The 16,058-nt window shown below is 52.5% G+C and carries 21 protein-coding genes; 4 read left to right on the forward strand and 17 right to left on the reverse strand.

The window, feature by feature from the left end; all coding sequences use genetic code 11:
- Positions 1-111 precede the first annotated feature (111 nt).
- The gene (locus ACFSR7_RS07525; protein ID WP_378160159.1) at positions 112-735 is read right to left on the reverse strand and encodes a hypothetical protein; all 624 of its coding nucleotides are present in this window, start codon (positions 733-735) and stop codon (positions 112-114) included.
- A 30-nt stretch (positions 736-765) separates the two neighbouring features.
- Entirely contained in the window at positions 766-1,767 is a 1,002-nt protein-coding gene (locus tag ACFSR7_RS07530) for a hypothetical protein (RefSeq protein ID WP_378160161.1), read from the reverse strand.
- 884 nt (positions 1,768-2,651) lie between these two features.
- Between ACFSR7_RS07530 and ACFSR7_RS07535 the strand changes: the two genes are divergently transcribed.
- The 4 genes from ACFSR7_RS07535 (at position 2,652) to ACFSR7_RS07550 (ending at position 5,245) form a co-directional block, all read left to right on the forward strand.
- Positions 2,652-3,098 (forward strand): VOC family protein, encoded by a 447-nt coding sequence (locus tag ACFSR7_RS07535; protein ID WP_378160162.1) that lies wholly within the window; start codon positions 2,652-2,654, stop codon positions 3,096-3,098.
- Positions 3,099-3,117: 19 nt separating this feature from the next.
- Positions 3,118-3,507: a VOC family protein gene (locus ACFSR7_RS07540; protein ID WP_378160164.1), complete on the forward strand. Its 390-nt coding sequence runs from the start codon at positions 3,118-3,120 to the stop codon at positions 3,505-3,507.
- A gap of 350 nt (positions 3,508-3,857) precedes the next feature.
- The gene (locus ACFSR7_RS07545; protein WP_378160166.1) at positions 3,858-4,418 is read left to right on the forward strand and encodes a riboflavin biosynthesis intermediates N-glycosidase; all 561 of its coding nucleotides are present in this window, start codon (positions 3,858-3,860) and stop codon (positions 4,416-4,418) included.
- Positions 4,419-4,420: 2 nt separating this feature from the next.
- Positions 4,421-5,245: a TIGR02452 family protein gene (locus ACFSR7_RS07550; RefSeq protein WP_378160168.1), complete on the forward strand. Its 825-nt coding sequence runs from the start codon at positions 4,421-4,423 to the stop codon at positions 5,243-5,245.
- 189 nt (positions 5,246-5,434) lie between these two features.
- Here the strand turns inward: ACFSR7_RS07550 and ACFSR7_RS07555 are convergent, their stop codons facing one another.
- The 15 genes from ACFSR7_RS07555 to ACFSR7_RS07625 all read right to left on the reverse strand — a co-directional run bounded on the left by ACFSR7_RS07555 (position 5,435) and on the right by ACFSR7_RS07625 (position 16,049).
- Positions 5,435-6,940 carry a vWA domain-containing protein gene (locus ACFSR7_RS07555; RefSeq protein WP_378160170.1) on the reverse strand — a complete coding sequence of 502 codons (1,506 nt, stop codon included), beginning with the start codon at positions 6,938-6,940 and terminating at the stop codon, positions 5,435-5,437.
- Positions 6,941-7,106: 166 nt separating this feature from the next.
- Positions 7,107-7,910, reverse strand: coding sequence for a C39 family peptidase (locus ACFSR7_RS07560; protein ID WP_378160172.1), 804 nt, complete (start codon positions 7,908-7,910; stop codon positions 7,107-7,109).
- Positions 7,907-8,266, reverse strand: a complete 360-nt coding sequence (locus ACFSR7_RS07565) for a phage holin (protein ID WP_378160174.1) — start codon at positions 8,264-8,266, stop codon at positions 7,907-7,909. Before ACFSR7_RS07565 ends, ACFSR7_RS07560 begins: the two co-directional genes overlap by 4 nt.
- A gap of 2 nt (positions 8,267-8,268) precedes the next feature.
- Entirely contained in the window at positions 8,269-8,640 is a 372-nt protein-coding gene (locus ACFSR7_RS07570) for a hypothetical protein (RefSeq protein WP_378160176.1), read from the reverse strand.
- Between the two features lie 4 nt (positions 8,641-8,644).
- Positions 8,645-8,824: a hypothetical protein gene (locus tag ACFSR7_RS07575; protein ID WP_378160177.1), complete on the reverse strand. Its 180-nt coding sequence runs from the start codon at positions 8,822-8,824 to the stop codon at positions 8,645-8,647.
- 3 nt (positions 8,825-8,827) lie between these two features.
- Positions 8,828-9,103 carry a hypothetical protein gene (locus ACFSR7_RS07580; RefSeq protein WP_378160179.1) on the reverse strand — a complete coding sequence of 92 codons (276 nt, stop codon included), beginning with the start codon at positions 9,101-9,103 and terminating at the stop codon, positions 8,828-8,830.
- Between the two features lie 102 nt (positions 9,104-9,205).
- Positions 9,206-9,604, reverse strand: a complete 399-nt coding sequence (locus ACFSR7_RS07585) for a hypothetical protein (protein WP_378160181.1) — start codon at positions 9,602-9,604, stop codon at positions 9,206-9,208.
- A gap of 17 nt (positions 9,605-9,621) precedes the next feature.
- The gene (locus ACFSR7_RS07590) at positions 9,622-10,569 is read right to left on the reverse strand and encodes a Kelch repeat-containing protein (protein ID WP_378160182.1); all 948 of its coding nucleotides are present in this window, start codon (positions 10,567-10,569) and stop codon (positions 9,622-9,624) included.
- 16 nt (positions 10,570-10,585) lie between these two features.
- Positions 10,586-12,409, reverse strand: coding sequence for a pyocin knob domain-containing protein (locus ACFSR7_RS07595; RefSeq protein WP_378160184.1), 1,824 nt, complete (start codon positions 12,407-12,409; stop codon positions 10,586-10,588).
- Positions 12,409-12,690, reverse strand: coding sequence for a ketopantoate hydroxymethyltransferase (locus tag ACFSR7_RS07600; protein ID WP_378160186.1), 282 nt, complete (start codon positions 12,688-12,690; stop codon positions 12,409-12,411). The genes ACFSR7_RS07595 and ACFSR7_RS07600 overlap by 1 nt, the downstream gene beginning before the upstream one ends.
- Positions 12,687-13,274 carry a putative phage tail protein gene (locus tag ACFSR7_RS07605; RefSeq protein ID WP_378160187.1) on the reverse strand — a complete coding sequence of 196 codons (588 nt, stop codon included), beginning with the start codon at positions 13,272-13,274 and terminating at the stop codon, positions 12,687-12,689. The genes ACFSR7_RS07600 and ACFSR7_RS07605 overlap by 4 nt, the downstream gene beginning before the upstream one ends.
- Entirely contained in the window at positions 13,267-14,346 is a 1,080-nt protein-coding gene (locus ACFSR7_RS07610) for a baseplate J/gp47 family protein (RefSeq protein WP_378160189.1), read from the reverse strand. The genes ACFSR7_RS07605 and ACFSR7_RS07610 overlap by 8 nt, the downstream gene beginning before the upstream one ends.
- Positions 14,339-14,740: a DUF2634 domain-containing protein gene (locus ACFSR7_RS07615; protein WP_378160191.1), complete on the reverse strand. Its 402-nt coding sequence runs from the start codon at positions 14,738-14,740 to the stop codon at positions 14,339-14,341. Before ACFSR7_RS07615 ends, ACFSR7_RS07610 begins: the two co-directional genes overlap by 8 nt.
- The gene (locus tag ACFSR7_RS07620) at positions 14,737-15,081 is read right to left on the reverse strand and encodes a DUF2577 domain-containing protein (RefSeq protein ID WP_378160194.1); all 345 of its coding nucleotides are present in this window, start codon (positions 15,079-15,081) and stop codon (positions 14,737-14,739) included. The genes ACFSR7_RS07615 and ACFSR7_RS07620 overlap by 4 nt, the downstream gene beginning before the upstream one ends.
- Positions 15,081-16,049, reverse strand: a complete 969-nt coding sequence (locus ACFSR7_RS07625) for an XkdQ/YqbQ family protein (protein WP_378160196.1) — start codon at positions 16,047-16,049, stop codon at positions 15,081-15,083. Before ACFSR7_RS07625 ends, ACFSR7_RS07620 begins: the two co-directional genes overlap by 1 nt.
- Positions 16,050-16,058 lie beyond the last annotated feature (9 nt).

Genomic DNA, 16,058 nt, shown 5'->3' on the forward strand with positions numbered 1-16,058 from the left:
TGCATAGAATCAAATGTTTTGATCTGCACGTCCGACTTTGAGAAACCAATGCTCAACATGGGCCTACTCTGTTTCAACATCTCCTGCAATGGACATTCACACGGTTCTTGTTTACAGAGACGGTGCTGTTGTAGGTTTTGGCGTTTCCTGCTGTTTTAATTCCACTAGGTCTTTAACCTGTTGCTTTCCGTTTTCGTCAATAATGACATACAGAACTTTGCCAAGCATGATTACAATAAGTTCCTTATGAAGATCGTCCGTAAAATAAATCGAGCGGGCAATTCCGCTTCCGCCTTCCCAATCTGGTGCCCCGGCGATTCTGTTAAATGCCATCGCGACCGATTCTATATCGCTGTTCGTACTAATAACGCGTTTAACATCCTCGACGCTCAATCTTGTGCTGGTTTGCGGCAACTGCCCTATGATCCTCAGGGCCTCTCGCTTCCATACGCCTATTCCAAAGCTGTTATCTTTTTGCAGCGCGGTAAGAGCTTCCGTCTGTTCTCTGCTCTTAGCTTGACTTATAAATTCGCTATAACCATCCGCTTCATAATTGGCCTGTGGAACATCACCCAAAGCTGCCTTTTTTGTTTGAATGCTCTGTTCGATATCCGCATCCGCCTTGTTCATCCATGAGGGCGTGACATTTGGATTATTTGCAAAGACAACTGCGGAAGTAGCAAGAAGCGCAGTGACAGCGACGACTATTGTGGCTACTTTATTCATTGTTCTCATTGTTTAATCCCCCTATCCAGTTCCATAATCTTAAGAGATCAGCAACGTATAATAATCGATATGGTTTGTAAAATCCCACATTCCAATATAATAAGTTTGCCCTGCATATAAATATGCATAAAAGTTCGTATTGGTTGTCGAGGAATCTGCAGCCACTAAATTTCCATTTGCATCGTAAAGCACGCCATCCACATCGTAGCCGGTGCCTGCGGAGGTTGTAATTGTGTGGTACCTGGTGCTTGTTGGCGTAAACATAAAATAATCTTTATCTCCCGCATAATCGAACCGGGAAGACTTGCTGCCCGTTACATAAGTACTTTGAGTAATACTGTCGCCCGCCTTATCCCGAAAATCAGTGGTTGTACTTGTTGTTGTATCGGATTGTCCGTAGTTATGAGGATAATCGGTTACGGCATCTTTGCCGATGACAAAAAATCTAATTCCGTCATCATAGCCGCCCTGTTGTCCTTTTGTTGTAATATTGGCATTGGTCAATACTTCATTCGTATCGAATGATGTATTTCTCACTGTTGACTGTCCCGGTTTATGAGACCATGTTCCATCGCTATGCTGCATGTAGAAGTGATAATCACTAAAAACTCCATTTTGCTGAATGACCAAAGCTATTTTTCTATAACCGGCAGGCGCTTGATTGGCGTTGGTCACTTCAGATATAGACCATCCTAAGGTTGAATAGTCTTCAAACACACGATCTTTAACAAAGTCATACAGATTGTTCCAGTAAGTTGCGGCATATCCATAGCTCTGCATAAGGGAAGCGAATTGCTCCGTATTGTTATAAAATTCTCCGGGTTGTTGCTTATAAGGTGAAGTCGATGAAGCGCTGCCCATGTAATAAAACTGGGAGGCATAACCATAACAATTCATTCTGTACTGCATAAAATCATTATTGTACTTTGTCGGGTTATAAGTTGAATCAAATCGATTCTGAACGGGAGTTGCTGCATAAGCGACAATAGCCGGAGACATTACAATTAATAGAGCAAAAATAGAAAGCAATACTTTTTTCATAAAAGGCCTCTCTTCTTTGGTAAAATTATTTATTTATCTTTGACTTACTACTTAGCTACATCACCTGCCTACCCAATAAAATGATTGAAGTGGTAATTTAAGGATAATGTACACTAATTTCAATCTTGTGTAAATAGAGTAATTTAAATTATTTCCATCCTAGGTTCAGGCTCCCAACTCGACAAGCTCAATAGCGGACCGCTAATGAGCTGTTATATCGACGATGATTATTAACTTAATCAGAGCCTTGATTTTTCATAGAAAATATGAGCTCAATCAGACGCAATCTATTGGCTACAGCGGTAGTGTTTTTCATGAATAAATATGAAAAGAGGCTGCGCTGGGCTCGGCCCCTCAATCGGATCTTGACAGCAAGTACAAGGAGTAAGGGATTTACAGAACAGTAATGACAATACCGGTCAGTACGTCGGCGACCGGGCTGACCGTGCGCGTGATCGTATCCGCGAGCAGAGCGACAATAGCTTCGACTGGGCCAGAGACCGGCATCGTCAACGCTTCCCGACGTTAGCGCGATCCCCGGACGGAGAGGCCATAGGAATTGTGGCTTGACCGCCACGCCCAGAACGAAGGTTGAATCGGCGCCCCACTAATAGGCGTTCAGCAGCCGTGACTTATAAAAGATAATCAACGAGAAGAGCAAGACCCACGGATCTGGATCCAGCTTTAACGTGAACAGGTGTGTCAAGGCGCCCATAACCGCTTCTTGTCGGGATCTAGAGCGTGCACTATCGATGCAGCCTTAGGGCCTTGGCGGCTTGTTTTACATGCCCAAAATCAGTTGAAGTTGGCGGCAACATACCCTTCCTATACAATGATCATTAAGTCCGTAAATTCAAGCGAATCGGGAATTAAGGAGCGGCGCGATGATTAAAAATTTGTACGAGACGCATTTACAGGTTACGGATTTGAATGCATCGATTGTTTTTTATAAGAAGCTGGGACTCGAACTTGCCTTAGTCATTGAAGAAAGAAAAGGGGCATTCTTTTATATCGGCAAGGAACGCCAATTGCTTGGCATTTGGGAAGTGCCACAGGGCAGCGAGGTTAGTAAACGGCACTTTGCTTTTGGGATCGACCTGGATTTGTTAAAGGGGTCGATCGACTGGCTAAGAGAAAGAGGGATCGAGCCTAAAAAAGCGCTCGGAAAAGAACCGATCGAGCCGGTCGTACATGCGTGGATGCCTGCGGCAGCCGTTTATTTCGACGATCCCGACGGCAACGAGCTGGAGTTTATAGCCTGGCTGCCTGCTGAACCTAAGCAGATGGAGCATACAATCTATTTAAGTGAATGGAACGACATGTTGAAATAACAAATTGGGGGGCACATCCATGTCTGACGGTTGGAAGCCAAAAGGCTATTCAAGTGTTTCGCCGTATTTAGTTGTGCCGGACGCGCAGCGTGTAATAAATTTCTTGCAGGAAGCTTTCGGCGCGAACGAACTTAGACGTTATCTTCGACCGGATGGCTCTGTCATGCATGTCGAAGTGCAGATTGAGGATACAATTGTCATGCTGGGAGAGGCCACGGAGAAGTGGGAGGCAACCGTTGCTCAATTGCATATTTATGTTGAGGATGTTAGGGGAACTTATCAGCAAGCCGTTCATGCAGGCGGGGTGTCCGTCATGGAACCGGCCCGCAGAGCAGGGGATCCTGATCGACGCGCAGGCGTGAAGGATCCCGCCGGAAATACGTGGTGGATTGCAACGCAAGAGTCATAGCGTTCGGTTCGCCACATACGTTCTCCTATATGATGGATTGGCGGTACGCGCGATACGCCAGCGTCTTATGACTCAGCGGGAAACGGCGGCGCGCAGCGGTACGGCAATGAGGTTAGCGGAATTTGGTCGCTATGGCGAGCAAATGTGTTTGGGCGAAATGCTAAGTTTGCGCTTCGCCTTATATCGAATCAAAACATCGCCAAACGGCCCAAGAGCCCTGGCGATGTTTTTTTGCGCGATAAAGAAATCATGGATTGACAATTGGATTCAATTGTATTAATTTGATAATATCAAAATGATAATAACAAAAAACGCCGGCAAAGCCTATCATAGAAAGCGGGAGAACTTTTATGAATAACAAACTAGAGCAACTGCGACGCGCATACAACGCAGGTGAAAAGCCAAAGTTTCTGTTTTTCTGGGGACATACGCCGGCGGCGGACGGAAGCGTGAGCCCGAGTTGCCTGAGCCAATGGTGGATGTCCAGGTTCGAGGTCGACGGAATAGCCTATTCCTGCACGGAACAGTACATGATGGCGGAGAAGGCGCGGCTTTTTGGCGATGCGGACGCGATTCGTAAGATTATGAGTGCTTCGCAACCAAAGGAAATGAAGGCTTTAGGCCGCGCGGTCAAACATTTTCAAAGTACGGTCTGGGAACAGAACTGCTATGAGATCGTAAAGAGAGGCAACTACGCAAAGTTCTCGCAAAATCGGAGACTGCGGGAATTTTTGAAGTCGACAAAAGATCTAATTCTGGTGGAAGCGAGCCCGTTCGACCGAATCTGGGGAATCGGCTTGGAGAAGGATCATCCGGATGCGATAAATCCGCTAAAATGGCGCGGCTCGAATTTGCTTGGCTTTGCTTTGACTGAGGTCAGGGACAACTTGCTAGAGGAAGAGGGGAGTTAGATGTGGATCGGAAAATAATTGCGAGAGATACGCTCCAATATATGCAGCAGGGATATTATACGATTAACGGGGAGCAAGTGAATTTCGCCGATAAACAGAAATACGCAGAGGATCGCAGCGTCCTGATTACGCCGGAGCAAGCCGAAGCAGCAGTGGAGCTTATCCGGGTGGATCGGGACGGCCCATTGGCTGAATGTTCGGTAGTGAATGCGGCGACCGTTAAGGCCATCCTTAACTGGGCCCAATCGGGAAAGGCGCATGTGGGCGTCCTTAACTTTGCCAGCGCCAAAAATCCGGGCGGCGGATTTTTAAACGGAGCGATGGCGCAAGAGGAAAGCCTGGCTGCATCCAGCGGCCTATATGGCACGCAGCTCCGGCATGAAGCATTCTATAAGGCGAATCGCGCATGCGGTTCGATGATGTACACGCATCACGCCATCTACTCCCCTGATGTCGTCTTTTTCAGAGATGAGAAGTTTAACCTCCTGGCCGAGCCTGTCACGGCTTCGGTACTGACACTGCCCGCCGTTAACTATGGTCAGGTCGTGTTAAAGGGAGAAGACACCGAGCTGGCGCTGCGCGTCATGAAGGAAAGAATGCGTATTGCATTGGCCCTGTTCGCTAAAAATGGAGACAAGAACCTCATCTTGGGCGCGTACGGCTGCGGCGTTTTCAGGAACGATCCGGTGCAGGTCGCGGGCTGGTGGAAGGCGCTTTTAGTCGAGGAGGGTTATGGCTCGCTTTTTGAACAGATTTCGTTTGCGGTTCTGGACGGTTCGAGGAACGGTCAATGCATTAGGGCTTTTGAAGATGCATTCGGCAGGTAATCAAAAAACGAGTGACCGGAGTAAATAGATGAACCATAAAAGCGGCGGCTGCATCGTATGATTTTGTCCGGGATTGATCCCCGACGAGAGGAACATATAGAACCCGAGAAAGAAGGCCAGCCGCCCCGCTTTTGGGGAACGCTGGCCTTCTGACATATACGAGGCATTCGGACGTATAACGCAATACTATCAACCTCGAACCTCCATGAACCTCTTAACCAACTCCCCGAATTCCTCCTGCCGCTCGCTGGTCGCGTGCTTCTCCGCAGTCTGGAGAACATTTTGCAGCCGGCTTTCCCCGACACCTTCACTGTCCTTCATGATTTTGGCAAATTCGGCAACGGCGGCGATAAACAAGGTGGCATCGGACAGCTTGTCGGAAGGGCCGATGGATGCGGACGATTCACGCGATCGATTGTTGTTGTCCACGTCTTTGTATCGAATCGTGACCTTGCCCCACGGCTTGGCTGCGTCGCTCTTCAATTGAAGCTCGTAGAGCGCGGTGACGGAATGCCCGGCACCCACTTCGCCGCCGTCCACTTTGTTGTTGCGGAAATCTTCATCCGCGATCGCTCGGTTCTCATACCCCAGGAGGCGATAGCCTTTCACCTGCGCAGGGTCGAACTCGACTTGAATCTTGGCATCCTTGGCGATCGTCTGCAGCGTCTCGTTCAACTGCTCCTGGAAGATTTTTTTCGCTTCATCCATATCGTCAATATAAGCGTAGGCGCCATCGCCTTTGTCGGCCAACTGCTCCATAAGCACGTCATTGTAATTGTCCATGCCGAATCCGAAGGTGCTGAGGTACACGTTCTTAGCGGCATAATCTTCAACCTTCTGGAGAATGCCCTCGGGACCGGTCTCGCCTACATTGGCCACGCCGTCGGAGCACAGGATCACGCGGTTGATCGCATCCTCGTCGTTGAATTTGCTCGCCATTTTATAACCTAACAGCAGTCCCGCTTCCGCATTCGTCGAGCCTTCGATCTGAAGATCATCGATCGCCGCTAATATGGTATCCTCGTTCTCGACGGCCGTAGGCTGCAGAACCGTGCGCGCCGTCGAGCCGTACACGACGATGCCGATCCGGTCGTTAGGCTTCAACTGATTGACCAGCAGCTCCAAGCTCCGTTTGACCAAGCCGATCCGGTTGTCCTCATCCATGGAGCCGGATACGTCGATTACAAACGTCAGATTCGCTCTCTTCCGCGCCTCCGATTCGATCTCCTTGCCCTTGATGCCTATCCGGACGAGCTGCGTGCCTGCTTCCCCGAACGGAGAGGGGCCGGCGTCGACATGAATGGCGAACGTATCGTTCTTGGGCGGCGCGTCGTTCAGATCGAAGTAATTGACAAACTCCTCCAGCCGGATGGCCTCTTGGGGCGGCACGTTCCCGTCTTCGATATAGCTTCTTGCCAATGTATAGGAGCCCGTATCAACGTCCATCGCGAACGTAGACAGCCGGTCATCTTCTGTAGACACATAGGGGCTGGTACCGTAATCCTGGAAAAACATATCGGAGGGCGCGGAGGCTCGCGGGGCGCGTGCGATCGAGGCTGCGGCTTCGTTAGAGACTGCTTGGGATTTCGACTCCGGTGCACGGTTGGCGGCGGAATCGTTGTCGCTGCTTGAACTACAACCTGCGACCAGCGCGCCAATCAAAAGTACGGACAACAAGCCTAACCTTTTTCCCATCTGGACACCCCCGATTAATGAATAGCGGTTTCTTTTAACAAATGCCATTCCATCGCGCAATGTTACAAAATGATTACATAAACATTTCTGTTGTGTAACGACGTGCGCTATTTAGACGATTCAGGTAGAGGGAATGTTGCAAGTAATGTAAAATTTATCCGTTGAGTTAAAGCAGCCCTTTTCGCTGCAGCACGGTCAGTATCCGATAGAAATCATAGCTGCCGCCGAACGGCGAATCGATTAGCTTGGCATGGAGGGCGTTGCTGACAGCTTCGCTTGCCCAAGAAGGCGGACCCTCCATCGTCAGCAATTTTTCTGCCGCTGCGAGGCGCCGTTCAAGCTCGACGAGACTCTCGCTTTGTTTTTTGACGGACGCTTGGAGCGCAGAAAACGCCTTTTGCTCTTCCTTTGTCATGGTTTCATCCTCCTTGGGTGGCTGGTTAAAAATCCAATACTGCCGCGCCTCGCGCTCGAACACTGAAGTATGTGCCTCGATCTTGCCGTCGTCCTTTATGCCTTGCCGGACGAGTCCGTCGCGACCGTATTTGGTATTATCGTGATTGGGGTCGTTGATAGAAATCCACTCGCCGGAGATTTTGGTCATCAGCACATAATGACCGCCGCCCGTCAGGTGCCCCGGACCCATGACGGCAATAACCAGAGCGCCTGCAGTCAGTGCTTGCCTGGCCTCCAAGAGGTTGCCTGACTGCTTTATTTCAAGACCGTACTCCTTGGAGGCCGCTGCAAAATAGCTCCATGCGGTACCATTATCCGTTGTTCTATAGCCATTCGTAACGGCAAACGCCGCGGCTTCCGGCGGCAACACGGCACGGTTGCCGAATGTGCTCGCGACCATCGCGAACGACGTCGGACCGCACGCGCTTGAGCCGATTGTCTGCGTTGGATCGCCGCGGCGCGTATACGGGAGGGAGGCCCACCGCTTGTCCTCCTGACTGTAATAGACGATCAAGCGGCACCGCCGCCTTCGATTCGTGCGTTGTAGTCAAGTACAGCTTTTTCGATGACGGCTCGAATCGATTCGGGGCTTGCTTGGATACCAAGCGCAGCGGCCTTGTCTGAGACGTATTGAAGGGCTGCGTCGAGTTTATCGGTGCCGCTCCCGCCGCCGAAGATTGATTCAGCTAGAGCGGCGGCTTCCTCCGCCAACTTGTGAAGCGTTTCTCTTTGGGCAGCTGTCGTGCGGGCATTGAGCCAGGCCAAGAACCGCATGCGAAGGCTGACTGCGTAGGCGACGAGGACTGCAAGAATCAGCTCCAGCAGATGGTCTGTCAGCGTTGTAAGCAGCGTATCGAGTGCGTTTTTCATTGTTATTCATCCTCCTTTTTGTCCCATCGCCGCAGCCGAATCCATAAGTCGTATTTCTTCGTGTACGTCTGGTAGGCGAGGAGAAGCAAGCCGATCATCGTCCCGCCCGTTACGATTAGCCAAGAGAAGCGCTGTGCCCGTTCCATGCCGAATGTCTGCCAGCCGAAAGCCATGCTCGCGCGGATCCAGACCGCGACCAGCATCTTGGCATCGTAGGCAGCAAGAAAAAAGAGCATCGACAGCATAAAGGCGCTGACGATGCCCTTTCGGAATCGCTCGTGAAAATATTTGCGATGAGCGGCCAAAACGTATGTCGCGCTGCCCACCGTCACCGTGTATACGGCCAGGAGCGCATAGTCGATCCAGTCAAGCATAGGATCATTCTCCTTTTTCATAGATAAGGTACTTGGCAAAGTTGTTGCGCCGAATTTCCTCCTGCAGCTCGCGGGACGCGGTACGGTATTGGATGATGGCGCTTTGCGTCTTGAACGACGCCTGGTTCAGCTGGCATTGTTTGTCCCGGTACCAGGGCGATAGCCGCATGAGCCAATTAAACATGCGTTATCCGCTCCTCTCGTTCGGGTCATCCTTTTTTAGATTACTCACCACGCCGGCTATCGAGCGGTACGTATCCTTCTGCTCGATCAGCGCCGTCAGCAGCTCGTCCCGATCGAGTTCGACCTTGTCGAACAGCGACCGCGGCACGAGCTTGCCGACCACGACCATGCGCACGACGTACAGCATCGTCACCAGGAAGATAAGCGCGAAGATGAGCGCGACGCCGTACTTCTCGGCCAGCTGCGCCAGCCTGGCGACTTGGTCAATCTCTTGGTTCATTGCGGACGCACCGCCTTTTGATAAAATAAGCCCCGCCAAGGCGGGGCCGTGATGCGCTATTCCACGCCCTAATGAGGACGTTCTGGCTTAATGGCAGACGCATTAGCTGATCATCTTGATTAAAATGGACTCGCGAGCCCGTTCGTCGATGGCGGATTCAACGAGCTGTTCAATCATCGCCAGCCCGACTTGTTCGGCTAGTGCTGCATCCATGGCTACAAAGCCGGCTTGGGAGGGATCGTGCTTCTGGATAACGATCAGCTTGCCATCCAGGTAGACGAAAAGAACCTCCCCGCCCGCCGGCACCCCTTCTTCAAGACTGGAAGAAGGGATGCCGTTCACTTCTGTGCCCTTTGCCCATAAAGCAAGTCCATACCGCTTTTTTTCCATGATCCGCTCTCCCTCCCAGTCGAAGGAGTCAATCAGTTCCTTACATGCCGCGAAGTTGCGGGTTGAACCGAGGTTCCGGGCAGCCGTAAACAATTCAAGTGCGTTAATCATCTATTTGACCTCCTAAATTAAGAAACCGGTAGTATTTTGACTTGATTTGAATATGAGCCGCCGCCCATACAATACAATTTATTGTCCAGTACGCACATGCCGCCGCTATCGAATACGCCGGCAGCGCCTCTGTTCGACCATGAATTTGCCTCAGGCGTATATACCTCATAGTTGCTTCCTGCGGAATAGACCTTGCCATTAATTCCACCTGCCGCAAATCCGTTATAAGCATCCGATAGACTCGCAGCTTCAATCCAGGAATTTGTTGAATTACTATACTTGTATACCTTGTTGTCTACTCCGCTTACGGGATTGCCGCCGATGATATAGATGTCATTGCCAAGAGCAGCCGAGGAAGGATATGCCCGTCCCGAAGGGATATTTGTTAATGTGGTCCAAGCGTTTGTACCCGGGTTGTAGAGATAATGCTGCGTATACCGGGTAAGCATTCGCATACCGGTAATGGCATGGATCAGGCCGTCACTTCGTTTCTCCACCGCTAATCCGTCTGCCCAATTAGGCATGGCGGTACGCTGCGCCCAGGTGTTTGTAGAAGGATCGTACATTTGATTGCTATAGGCAGAATTGGGGTACCCGCCGATGGCGTAAATTTTCCCTCCGGATTCGGCTGCTCTGACGCCGTGTTGAGCATAAGTCATTGACGTTTTCGTTGACCATGTATTCGAAGCGGTACTGTAGGCTTCGTTGGTGTCGCGAGCTGTACTGCTGCTAGACGAGTTAAGCCCGCCGATTGCATATATAATTCCGTTAAAACCAACCTGCGCGAATATTCTTCTTCCGGTAGGCATGGGAGCGCCGTCGGTCCAGCTTTCGTATGAAAGGAAGGGAACCCAGGAGGAACCATTCCAATATTTAGATGACCTTGGTTTCCAGGAAGCTCCGTCCCACACCTTAATGCTTTTGGGCTTCGCCCACGCTCCATTCCAGATTTTAATCTGCGGCATCCTCGTTCCTCCTTGTTTAGACGCTTGTGTCTATCCAAACATCCCCGACATTGGGATATAGGGGAGCGGTTCCGGATATCGTCAAGTCGTTGCCGGTCCAGATGCGCGTCCAAGGCCCCCAAGTCCCACTGTAGTAATTGCGATACCATGTCCGAGAAGTAGTATCTGCAGGATAAGCAGTCAAGGTCTGCTTGGTGCCCGCGTGTCTCTCCACAAGTAGAGAAAATGCCATTGCAGTAGGCGTGTTCGCCAAGGTTGCAACCGTTGCATTTGCTGGGCAATAGTAGAAACCTGGAGTCTGGATGTCGTTTAGATTCGTTCCGCTATTAATAGTTGTTGGTTGTGCAATAAACTCCGAAGCGTGCTTGCCGTCCAGCAGGTCGGCGTTCAGATTTGCGACGGTGGTTTGCGAATTAACCGTAAATGGCGCGGTCCCCGTGGCTTGCGTGGACGTAAAGCGAGCAGCATTTACGGTAACACCGAAGGAGAAAGTACCATTTGATTTGTTATAGTCAAATACCGACTTTGTATTTTTCCAGTCGTACGCGCCAAACGCCGAATCATTAACATAAAAGCCCATGTCAGTATTGGCATTTGTTTTCTTGAATGTTTTTTCCGACGTATCCGTACTTACAATTTGAGCATTCATGGTCACGGTTCCGGCGAACGTTGCACCGGAAAATGAGGGGCTTGCCGTGGTTCTTAAGTCTTGGTTGAAATGGTATCCGTCCACCATGTCTGCGTTGAGGTTCGCCGATAGTGTCTTGCTCGTGATAATGAAAGGTGGATTTCCGTCCGCTACTGTAGCCGCAAATTGTACCGCGTTTACAATAGCGTTTGAGTCACGTACGGCGATTGTGTTTTGCGCTGTCGAACTGGTTGAAGCCTGAAAGCCGTCAACCATATCCGCGTTAAGATTTGTCATTAGTGTACCGTTATTAAACGGAATATTGTTGGCAGTTCCGGCAATGCTTACGTGATACCCGTCGACCATATCGGCGTTCAGGTTCGTGACGGCAGTCGTCGAAGCGACGGTCATCGGCGAGGTGCCGGTAGCAGCTGTCGACACAAACGTCGGAGCCGCAGCCGTACCCGTAAACGTTGGCGAGGCAATCGGCGCCTTTTCCGTATTGAGCGCAGCGAGCGACTTCACCGGTGCAGTCCGCCAGGTTGCGCCGCCAGTAATCGCCTTAATCATATTGGCCAGCCAGCCGAACAGCGTCGTCACGGTGCCCGTATCGCCCGATGGCGTAGTCGCATCGCTGACGGTTCTGTTACCAATGACAGAATCAGTGGCCGACCCGGCCCCGCCGGCTCCGGCGGTCAGGCCATCCAGCTTCGTCTTGTCCGTTGCGCTCATGAAGCCGGCTGCCGACGTTGTCGCAGCGGCATGCGATGTTCCTCCCGTTCCGATATGGGCAGTCAGATTCGACTGCACGGTATCTACGTACTGCTTGGGCGCCGCTTGAAGTGCCGCAGTCGGATTGCCTGGCAGCGTGACGCTACCTGTAAACGTTGGCGAAGCCAACGGCGCGCGTGTCGTGTCGGTCGGATGCACGTGATCCGCGCGCGCATAGCGTTTCGACGTGCCTACGGCAGCCGTGCCGTTCATATCGGGAGCCGTTGTCGAGGCTTGACCGACGACGAAAGCCGTAGACGCTGCCTGCTGCGTGCTTGTGTCCACGGCTGCGGTCGGCACCGTAGGCGTGCCGGTCAGCGCCGGCGATGCGCTGGGCGCTTTATCCTGATCCAGCGTCTTGATCCCTTGCTCGATCCGATTCAGGTCGTTTTCCGTCGGGGTATCGTTGTATTTCCAATCCGTCTTGGCGTTGTATGCCATCAGATGACCTCCTCCACTGAGATGACATGCCGCATGATCGTGTCTTCCACGATCGGCACGTTGACGATACGGGAGCTGACGACGGCGTCCGCCGCCGATTTCAGCTCAATCTTGGTAATTGTGGGAGATCCCTTTGCTACCATATACTCGATTGCGATCGTATTTACCGTGACCGTCTTGATGAGGAAACTCGTAATCACGATCGTGCCGTTCAGCACCACTTTAGCAATCTTGGTATTCGTGTAGTTCGTGAGTTCATTCAGATAAGTCTGTTCAATCACAAACGCACCTCCGCTCTTCGGGCGGCCAACGGGCTAATCCCGAGCCGCCAGGTTGTTCCTAGACCCGTACGCCGATCGAGTCCCACCGCATAAGCCAGATCCCGCACCCCAATTCGCTCCGCGGCAAAGGTCTTCGGCTGGTAAACGAGATTGGCCGGCTTTAACAGATCGACCGTGTACTCGATCTCGCCCAACACCGCCGCATTCTCTACGCCGACGGCAATCTGAAGAATGAATTTGATCGGGTCCACGTCGACGACGACCAGGCCTGGCACGCCGGCGATGAAGTCGAGCTTTTCTTGCAAATATCGCTTGGTGAACGGCGGTTTGGTCGAATAGCGATTGACGATTCGCGTCCGGCGGAAGCTTATCGACTCGGTACTCGGATCAGCGGCGATGTTCAGCATGCGCTCCCGACGGCGAATCGCTTCCTCGGACGAGGTTAGCACGAACTGGTCGTCGAACAGCCGATCCACCGCAACCGCGGCGGATTGTACCTCATTGTCTTCTGCGGACGTCAATGCGATGAATTCTTTAATCTCTTGATAATAGGACGGCAAGTATCGGAGAAGCGGCTCACGCAAGAAGCGTCACCGTCCCTCGCCGCGGAATCTGTTCGCCGGTCAGGACGACGTTCGCGGCAGCGCCGTTCAGCTTCGTACCCGTGACGTCGGCTATGCCGTCTACCGACAGCATGCGGGCTTCCATCGGCGCGATCCGCACCACGATCTCCGGCACGCCGGCCCAGCTTCGCCGCAGCGTGAGCAAATACTCTTCGACGGCGGCTTCGATATTGGCGCGAACCTGCCCGATCGTGAAGCCGCTGCGAAGCGTTAGCGTAGTCGTCACATTCACGGTAACGGGCATCGCTCCCATGACGGTCACGCTGTGGCCGATCGGGGCGAAGCCGATGCCTCGGCCGTTGTTCGTCTCCGGGTCGACGATCGTCTGAACCTCATCAACAAGGGCGGCAGAAGGCGCGTTGAAGTCGCTGTCCAATATAGTCGCCTTCACCGTACCGCCGCCTGCCCAGGCTGGAAAGACTTTGACGCCGCCGACACCGTTCAAGCCGCCGATCTTTTCCAGATAGTCCCCCACATTGCCGCCAAACGGCTGCGCATTGATCTCCGCAAGGAAGCGGGCGCGCAGCGACTCATCCGTCTCTTGGTCTGCACCGGGGATTCGCACGTCTGCCAGTTCGGCACGGGCCAATCCTTCCACGTAATCGATGGGGAGGAGGGGGCCGAAAAACTGATTGCCGATCGTTCCCGCAGTTTCGCACGTCAGCTCATAGTTGCCTGCCGAGATTCTGCGGGTAGCCGTATAGTTCACCCCCGAAATGGAGAAACGGGTGCCGACAGGCACGTCCAGCGGGACATCGCCCGCGCCGTAGAACAGGCCCAGACGCTCGGCCGCGCTCGACAATTTGCGCACTGTTCCGTGCTCGGCCGCGCGCCGAGTCAAATAATCGCCGGTCGTCGTATCCACGAAGGACAGGCTGTAGTTGATATCCAGCTCTGCATACAGCTCCGCCAGTTCGGCTGCCGCAGGAGCCAACGCATCGTAAATAATGCTGCCCTCCCGCTTGTCCATCGTATCCGGAATGCGATTCAGCATGCGCTGCAGGATAGCGCCGAAGGTCTGCGCTTCATACACGGGCCGTCACCTCCGAGCCGAAGGCGCCAAGGTCGGATATAACCGTAAATGAAGCTAACGCCTCGTCGCCTTGAATCGTTATTTGCATATCGTTCACCTCGTTGATTCGATCGTCTTGAAGCAGCGCCTCGCGGATCGTTCGTGCCAGCTCGGCTTGGACGAATGCGGGTGAAGCCCCTGCGAGCCTCGCCGTCTCCGTTCCGTAATCAAAGCTGTAAATGAAATGTTCAAAGCGCTCCGTCCCCAATATTTTAAGGACCGATTGCTTGACGGCCTCCAAACCGTCTACCATGCCGGCCGCTTGTCCGGTATCCGTCCGGATGCGATAAGTCAGACTCGGCTGAAGAACCGCGGTCAGCGTCTCCGTCCCGATCGTGCCTCCCGCCGGTATCATTCGTCGCTCACCAGCCGATCCATGACGATATATTGCTGTCCGCCTTGCACGCGGAGAAGCAGCAGCTTATCACCCTTCTTCAAACCGCGCCTTATGACAAGCTTGTCCGCCAGCGCAGCATTCGTCGTGCCCTGGCTGTATCCGTGCGTATGCTTGGCGTCGATCTCGTATTCGGTCAACGATTCCGGGACAACCAAGAACTCCGCCGTGAGCACGAAGCGCTGGTCGACCGTCACCTCAAGCGGCGTGTCGCTCGTAATGCTTCCGGTCAGCACCGCCATGGGTTGTCCCGATTCGACGGCCCCCAGGCCCGCCTTTTTGATAATATGAAGCAATGACATCAGATCACCTTCAATTCGAGCGACATCGTATGGTCGCCTTCAAATTTGTGACTGCAGGATTCGACCAGCATCGGTTGATTGATGCCGAGTCGCTCGATCAGGATTCGTACATAACTGCCTGCCCGTACGCGCAGGTCGCCCAGCGCATTGATGCGCAGGCTGCGTGTCTCCCGGTTTTTGAGCGTTGCCAGGCGGTCGAGAATCTGTTTGGCCTGGGCTTCGTTCAGGTTGTCGTCAACCTTTTCGTACAGGATCAACATGCCCCATTGGGCGATGTTCGCGCTGTCCTTGGCGGCGTATACGTTGCGGACGCCTTTCGTCTTGTCGTCCTGCGCGACTTTGATGACGTTGTACGTATCCTTATCGATCGACTTCGTGTAGTCGTATCCGTACATCAGGCTGCCTTCCCCGATAAAAAATTCTCCTGCGAGCGAAGACGTGTTGCCAAGAGATAGCGCGCCGAAGTCGTCGTATAGATAGAAGTTGCCGTACCCGTTGACAAGCGTATAATCTAGCGCGGTGTAAATGATATCCAGCAGCTTTTTGTTATCGTGAATCATCTTGGGAATGACGTACTTCGTGTCGGCCAGCTTCCCCGTCTTGAGCCCTACGTCTCCTGCGATCTTCTTGACGATATCCGTCGCCGTCTTGCCGGAAAACGCATAAAAGTTGGACGATAGGAGATAGCGGATCTGATCGTAAGCTTTAACCTTGACGCTCTCGTCGGAATCGTAGCCCAGCTCGAATACGTAACCGTAGAAAATTCCGACGCCATCCTTCATGACCCTGACGATATCGCCGTTGCGAATTTGAAAATCGGGACGTTCCGCCGGTCCGCCCGTGACCAGCGTAAAGTCCAGGCTGCCCGGCTTGCCGATCCGCACGGTGCTCCAAGTCAAGTCCGACACGACTTGCGACAAGTCCCACACGTTTCCGTTCTTGTTATCCAGCATGATTTCCAGCTTCATAGGCTTTTC

The sequence above is a fragment of the Cohnella sp. GCM10020058 genome, from assembly GCF_042683485.1.
GTDB lineage: Bacteria > Bacillota > Bacilli > Paenibacillales > Paenibacillaceae > Cohnella.